This is a genomic window from Nostoc sp. NMS9, assembly GCF_017114995.1.
GTDB lineage: Bacteria > Cyanobacteriota > Cyanobacteriia > Cyanobacteriales > Nostocaceae > Nostoc.
Genome location: NZ_JABXKL010000011.1, coordinates 22,243 through 28,242, shown reverse-complemented (window position 1 = coordinate 28,242; position 6,000 = coordinate 22,243). Strand labels below are relative to the sequence as shown.

General features: G+C 43.8%; 5 protein-coding genes and 3 pseudogenes. 3 read left to right on the top strand and 5 right to left on the bottom strand.

What is annotated here, in order from left to right; translation table 11 throughout:
* Positions 1-470, top strand: a pseudogene (locus HWQ40_RS04420) (proton extrusion protein PcxA); the annotation flags it as partial.
* Positions 471-533: 63 nt separating this feature from the next.
* On the opposite strand, the gene HWQ40_RS04415 reads toward HWQ40_RS04420, so the two are convergent.
* Together HWQ40_RS04415 and HWQ40_RS35550 are read right to left on the bottom strand one after the other, a co-directional pair.
* Entirely contained in the window at positions 534-779 is a 246-nt protein-coding gene (locus HWQ40_RS04415) for a transposase (protein WP_292775190.1), read from the bottom strand.
* Between the two features lie 108 nt (positions 780-887).
* Positions 888-959 (bottom strand): annotated as a pseudogene (locus HWQ40_RS35550) (hypothetical protein); the annotation flags it as partial.
* Between the two features lie 154 nt (positions 960-1,113).
* Between HWQ40_RS35550 and HWQ40_RS04410 the strand changes: the two are divergent.
* The gene (locus HWQ40_RS04410) at positions 1,114-1,929 is read left to right on the top strand and encodes a TIGR01548 family HAD-type hydrolase (protein WP_292775198.1); all 816 of its coding nucleotides are present in this window, start codon (positions 1,114-1,116) and stop codon (positions 1,927-1,929) included.
* 74 nt (positions 1,930-2,003) lie between these two features.
* Positions 2,004-2,549 (top strand): annotated as a pseudogene (locus tag HWQ40_RS04405) (cytochrome P450); the annotation flags it as partial.
* On the opposite strand, the gene HWQ40_RS04400 reads toward HWQ40_RS04405, so the two are convergent.
* From HWQ40_RS04400 to ruvB, 3 genes are all read right to left on the bottom strand, one after another.
* The gene (locus HWQ40_RS04400; protein ID WP_366933909.1) at positions 2,542-3,468 is read right to left on the bottom strand and encodes a nucleotide disphospho-sugar-binding domain-containing protein; all 927 of its coding nucleotides are present in this window, start codon (positions 3,466-3,468) and stop codon (positions 2,542-2,544) included. The pseudogene HWQ40_RS04405 and the gene HWQ40_RS04400 overlap by 8 nt on opposite strands.
* Before the next feature lie 396 nt (positions 3,469-3,864).
* Positions 3,865-4,668 carry a tetratricopeptide repeat protein gene (locus HWQ40_RS04395; protein ID WP_292775188.1) on the bottom strand — a complete coding sequence of 268 codons (804 nt, stop codon included), beginning with the start codon at positions 4,666-4,668 and terminating at the stop codon, positions 3,865-3,867.
* A gap of 215 nt (positions 4,669-4,883) precedes the next feature.
* Positions 4,884-5,984, bottom strand: a complete 1,101-nt coding sequence (gene ruvB / locus HWQ40_RS04390) for a Holliday junction branch migration DNA helicase RuvB (protein WP_292775186.1) — start codon at positions 5,982-5,984, stop codon at positions 4,884-4,886.
* Between the last annotated feature and the right edge of the window lie 16 nt (positions 5,985-6,000).

The following is a 6,000-nucleotide window of genomic DNA, read 5'->3' as shown; positions in this document are numbered from 1 at the left end:
GACTTGTTCCAGAGTTGTCAGTAGCAGAACGGCGAGAGCGACTTCAGGAGAAAGTCACTGAACTCTGGCGCGAATCCCGCAAACAAACTCTAAATGGACTGAAGAACTTGATGGCAGATGGGGTAGCGATCGTTGTGTTTGCTGGCATCGTCTACTTCAATCGCAACAAGTTGGCTAACATTCGTAATTTTTCTAATCGCACCTTCCTGAGCTTGAGCGATCCAGTCAAAGTATTTATTTTTATCCTAGTAACAGATATGTTTGTGGGCTTTCACTCGGCAGAGGGTTGGGAAGTGCTGCTAGAAGGCATAGGGCATCACTTTGGATTACCCGAAAGCAAAGTGGTCATCCATACATTCATTGCCACAGTTCCGGTGATGATGGATTCTGTCATCAAGTTTTGGATCTTTACCTATTTCACGCAATTCTCAGCTGCGGGTTCTGCTATTTATGAACGAATGAATACTTAGAGGGTGTTTATAGAACCCATTTGATATCTTTTTTAGCTGGCAGCTAGTCTTTTGAGCATCAATCTAGATAAAACAAAGCTTGAGCTTGGCATTGGCACGAGCGAGTGTTCGGTCAAAATTTTTGACTAAACTTTTACATCGCTCCATCCAAGCGTTTGACCTTTCAATAACCGATCTAGCAGCAACAAGCACAAAGCCAGATTTTCCAGTAGCTTCTTTTTCAGCTTTTGATGGTTTAGCTGAGAGTTCAAATTGGATTTTGGTGATAATCTGGGGATAAATCTGCTCTAAGGCTTGGGTCATGGTCATGATGTTCTCGCTTTTCACCCTCCTGACACCAATTTTGGTAATGCCAGAACACTGTGGAATAGGGTGGTATATCTCTAGTAAGTCAGCCCAATTGCAACCATTCTTGAGTTGATAAAATACACCATTGAGTATTTGCCGCTTTGTCCAGAGCGGGGGTCTGGTTTTCTTCTTAGTCGGCAGTAATGGCTCGATGATTTCCCACTATGCGTCTGTCACATCGCTTGAATCCCCATTTTCACCCCTTACCTGTTTGAATTCACCTCTTTGTGTCGATTCTACTTGTTCGCCTAAAAGATATCAAATGGGTTCTATAAAACTCTTTTCCTCTCTACCCATGACTGAACCAACTTCTGCAAAAGCGATCGTTGTTTTCGATATTGATGGCGTTGTGCGCGATGTTAGCGGTTCCTATCGCCGCGCGATCGCAGATACCGTAGAATATTTTACTACCCAAGCATATCGTCCAACCCCACTAGATATTGACCAACTCAAGTCTGAAGGGGTGTGGAATAACGATTGGGAAGCATCGCAGGAATTAATTTACCGCTACTTTGAAACCCAAGGACAGAGCCGCGAACAACTGCAACTAGATTACAATGCGATCGTTGCTTTTTTTCAATCCCGTTACCGCGGCTCAGACCCAAATAATTTTACTGGGTATATCTGTAATGAACCGTTATTATTACAACCTAGCTATTTAGAGCAACTTACCCAAGCTGGGATTGCTTGGGGATTTTTTAGCGGTGCAACTCGTGCTTCCGCTAACTATGTATTAGAAAAACGGCTTGGTTTGGAATCTCCAGTGTTGATTGCGATGGAAGATGCGCCAGGTAAACCAGACCCCACGGGACTTTTCGCCACAGTTCGTGAATTAGAAAATGGAATTGAGCAAAAATTAGCGATCGTATACGTAGGAGATACGGTAGCAGATATGTATACCGTTGAGAAAGCGCGGCGTTTAGATTCTGCTCACCTTTGGATTGGTGTAGGGGTTTTACCGCCCCACGTCCAAGAAACAGCAGCGCGTAGTGATGCATACAGTAAGACATTAATAGCAGCAGGAGCAGCAGTAGTTTTGCGTAATGTGCAGGAATTGACTCCAAGACAAATTCAAGAATTGGTAAGTTCATCTGCCCAATCTGTAGTCTAAGATTAATCAAGCTAGAGGTGCATAGATGACTGGCTGATAAGAATCTTGCTTTAATCATTGGGAGATTAATCAAAATGTCTGCACTTAAACTGCCTAACGGCCCTCAAACTCACCCTTGGGTACAAACGTATCACTGGCTTACTAATCCCTTAGAATACTTAGAAGACTGTGCTAAACGCTATGGTGATATCTTCACCCTTCAGCTCGGACAAAATTCTCCTGCTCAAGTTTTCATTAGCAATCCCCAGGCGATTCAGCAGATTTTTACTACAGATCCAAAACAGTTAGACTCTGGTGAGCCAGCAGGGATTAAATCGCCTTTATTAGGACGCCAATCACTACTGGCGCTGGAGGGAAAGCCTCATCAGCGACAACGAAAGCTATTGACACCACCCTTACATGGGGAGCGAATGCTAGCTTATGGTGAATTAATCCGCGACATCACTGAGGAAGTGATTAATCAGTGGCAGGTTGGAGAAACCTTTACAGTTCTGCCATCAATGCAAGCAATCTCTTTCCAAGTAATTTTGAAGGCTGTATTTGGTCTAGAAGATGGGCCACGTTACGAGAAACTCAATGAACTGCTGATTGCAATCCTAAATCCCAAAATCCCTATCTTAATAGTCTCAAAGCATTTTTTTTGTAAGAGTCTTCTGTCAGCACCCGCTTAATAGTGTCTCGCAGCCTGGGTACAGTCAAGCTAGACAGCGCCACAAATTCCCCAGCACCCGTGTAAGCTATACGGTAAGCAATTCCTGGCTGTTCATTAGTAATTGGAATAGCTACCAGGGGGACTCCACTGCTTAAAGCCCCTAGCACTGCATTCATCCCAGCATGGGTAATAGTCAGGACGGATCTTGAAATTAATTGCTGTTGGGGTGCATAAGTTACTACCAAAGGCGAACCAGGTAGATTAGGGAGTGATTCCTTTCTTTCTGGTTGACCCAGAGAGATTACTAGTTGCATATCTAACCCCATACAGGCTTCAGCAATACTCTGAAAAATTTCTTCTTTGCGGTTTTGTAAAGTTCCTAAGGCAGCGAAAATCAATGGTTGATCGCTTAACTTTTCAAAGGGGAAAGATATAGATGAAGAGATGGGTTCCAGCCCTGATGGGTCTTGAAATGGGCCAGTGTAATGGAAACACTTGGGTAACTGTTCTCGTGGAAAGTCAAACTCAGCAGGTAGCTGACAGATGTGAGCCAGTTTCCCGGCAGCGTCTTCACGCTTGATGTAAGGTGGTAAATTCCATTTACGACGTTGATCTAATACTAAATCCCAGATTGGTTGTGATAAGCGGTTAAGCAAAAAGTTACCTGCTCGGTTTCGCAGACGATACCACCAGGCTTGATTATTGTCCCAGTGGGTAAAGTAGGGGGGAACTCCGTCTTCTCTATTGATTAGTAGAGCATTACACAGAGTAACAAAGGGTATCTTGGCAAAGTCGGCAATGGTTCCACCCCCAAGCGTTACCTGGTCTATTAACAGCACTTCTATACCTGCCTTCGAGAGTGCCCCGGGTGCTTCACGGAAAAGCATGTCGGTTTCTTTTTTTAGCCAACTGATCGTAAAACGCAACGCTGGTAGTCCACTCATTCCACCCAATTTTTTATACATTGGTTCCAGACTTCCAAGTGGAAATTCAGCTTCTCCAATTGTCCAGAATTCTAAGCCAGCTTTTTGTACCTTTGTTTGGACATCAGGAATATGGAATAAGGTGACACGATGACCGCGCCGTTGCAGTTCTCTGCCCAAAGCACACATTGGGTTGAGATGACCGATCGCAGCAGGACAAAGAATGCCAAAATGAGTCATTGCAAAACCTTCAAAAAATGTGAAGACAGTAGAACAGAACTATTATCCGTGATTATGTGCAAAGTATACGATCAAAATTTTAGTATTAAACAATGCACACAGGATAATGCCCCATAAATATTACTGGATTTTCAAGAACTTATCCAAAGCTGTAACTAAGCTGGGAGGCCAACGGCGGATATTTTTTACCCAGTCGATATCCTTATAGCGGCTATCCAGTCCATAAGCTGCTACCCAGTTGCTTTCGGCTTCACCTTGTTCTCCATTTACCCAATATGCAGCAGTGAGGGCGGCACGCACATCAGCAAATTTGGAGTATTTACGGGCGATATTTCGCATTTCGCGGATTGCTTGCTCTTTTTGACCTGTTTCATAAAGAGCAAGGGCGTAGTTAGCACGGGCGAAGGCAAAATTCGGGGCTATCTCATTAGATTTTTTGTAGTCTGCGATCGCCTCTGACCATTTTCCCAAACCGGCTGTGGCATTACCACGATTGTTATATGCCATCGCATCGTTAGGATCGAGTTCTAAGACATGATTATAATCTGCGATCGCATCGTCCCATTTTCCCATCCCTTCCAACGCCGCGCCCCGATTCAAGTAAGGATCAGTAACATTCGGCGCTAGTTCTATGGCTTTGTTATAATCTGCCAACGCCTCTTGTAACTTATTCTGGCTCACCCGCGAATTTCCCCGGTTACTCCAGGCCCCCGCATTCGTGGGAAATTGCTCAATAATCTTTGTCCAGTAAGTTTCAGCCGTAGCAAAGTCACCTTGATTCGTCGCTATAAACGCTTGATTTGCCCACTCATCACCTTGTTTTAACTGTTCTTGAGTAATGGGCGGCTGAGATTGTGCCATAACTGGTGTACCCCAGCCAAACACAAGTAACAGACTGAGAAAAATACCAATCAACTTAATCATTTAGGTTTACCTAATTTGTCATTTGTCATTTGTCATTTGTCATTTGTCATTTGTCATTGAGCATAGGGCAGAGGAATGGAGTTCAAAGACTCATTAATGGAGTTCAAGGACTCATTAATGAAGTTCAAGGACTCATTAATGAAGTTCAAAGACTCATTAAAGGAGTTCAAAGACTCATTAAAGGAGTATTAATGCCCAATGCCCAATCCCCGTAATTACAATAATGACAACTGTTCATTAGGCGGCGTGAATCCCAAATGCTTATATGCTGCCTTAGTCGCCATCCTACCGCGATGAGTCCGAGTTAAATAACCAATCTGCATCAGGTAAGGTTCGTACACCTCTTCAATTGTTTGAGTATCTTCACCCGTCGCAGCTGCCATTGTTTCTAACCCCACTGGCCCGCCGTTAAATTGTTCAATTATCACACTCAGCATCTGGCGATCTGTCCAATCTAAACCGCAAGGATCTACTTGAAATAGTTGCAATGCCTCTGATGCAATGTTTTCATTAATCTCCCCAGATATTTTTACTTCCGCATAATCACGTACCCGCTTAAGTAACCTATTAGCAATACGTGGTGTTCCGCGTGAACGACGGGCAATTTCTGTAGCTCCATCTTCTGTAACAGGGGTTTTGAGTAATTGAGCGGTTCGCAGTACAATTTTAGTCAGTTCGTCAACTTCATAAAATCGCAGTTTTTGAATTAAACCAAAGCGATCGCGCAGTGGTGAAGTTAAAGCACCCACACGGGTTGTAGCTCCTACTAGGGTAAACTTTGACAGCGGCAAACTTCTAATGCGAGCGCTCGAACCCTTACCAATAGTAATATCTAAGCGGTAATCTTCCATCGCTGGATAGAGAATTTCTTCCGTCATCCGCGAGAGGCGATGAATTTCATCCACAAATAAGATATCCCCTGGCTTGAGGTTTACCAATAGCCCAACAATATCTCGTGGACGTTCTAGGGCTGGCGCACTAGTAATTTTGTAATTTACCCCCATTTCCGATGCTAAAATCATTGCCATTGTGGTTTTGCCCAATCCCGGCGGACCATACAGCAGCAAGTGATCCAGTACCTCACCACGAGATTTGGCTGCTTTAATGGCAATATCTAACACATCCTTTAAATCTTTTTGCCCAATGTAATCAGCAAATCGGTGTGGTCGAATACCTTCTTCTTGCTGTTCTTGCTCATCAATAGCAGCTTCAGGCTTCAAAATATTTTCTGTAGATGGTGCTTTCGCCGACTCTCGACGCTGCTTTGGTTCTCTGTTAGGTTCTGGAGGCTGTTTTTTCGATGAGATTATCGCCATAATTCAGCTATTTACT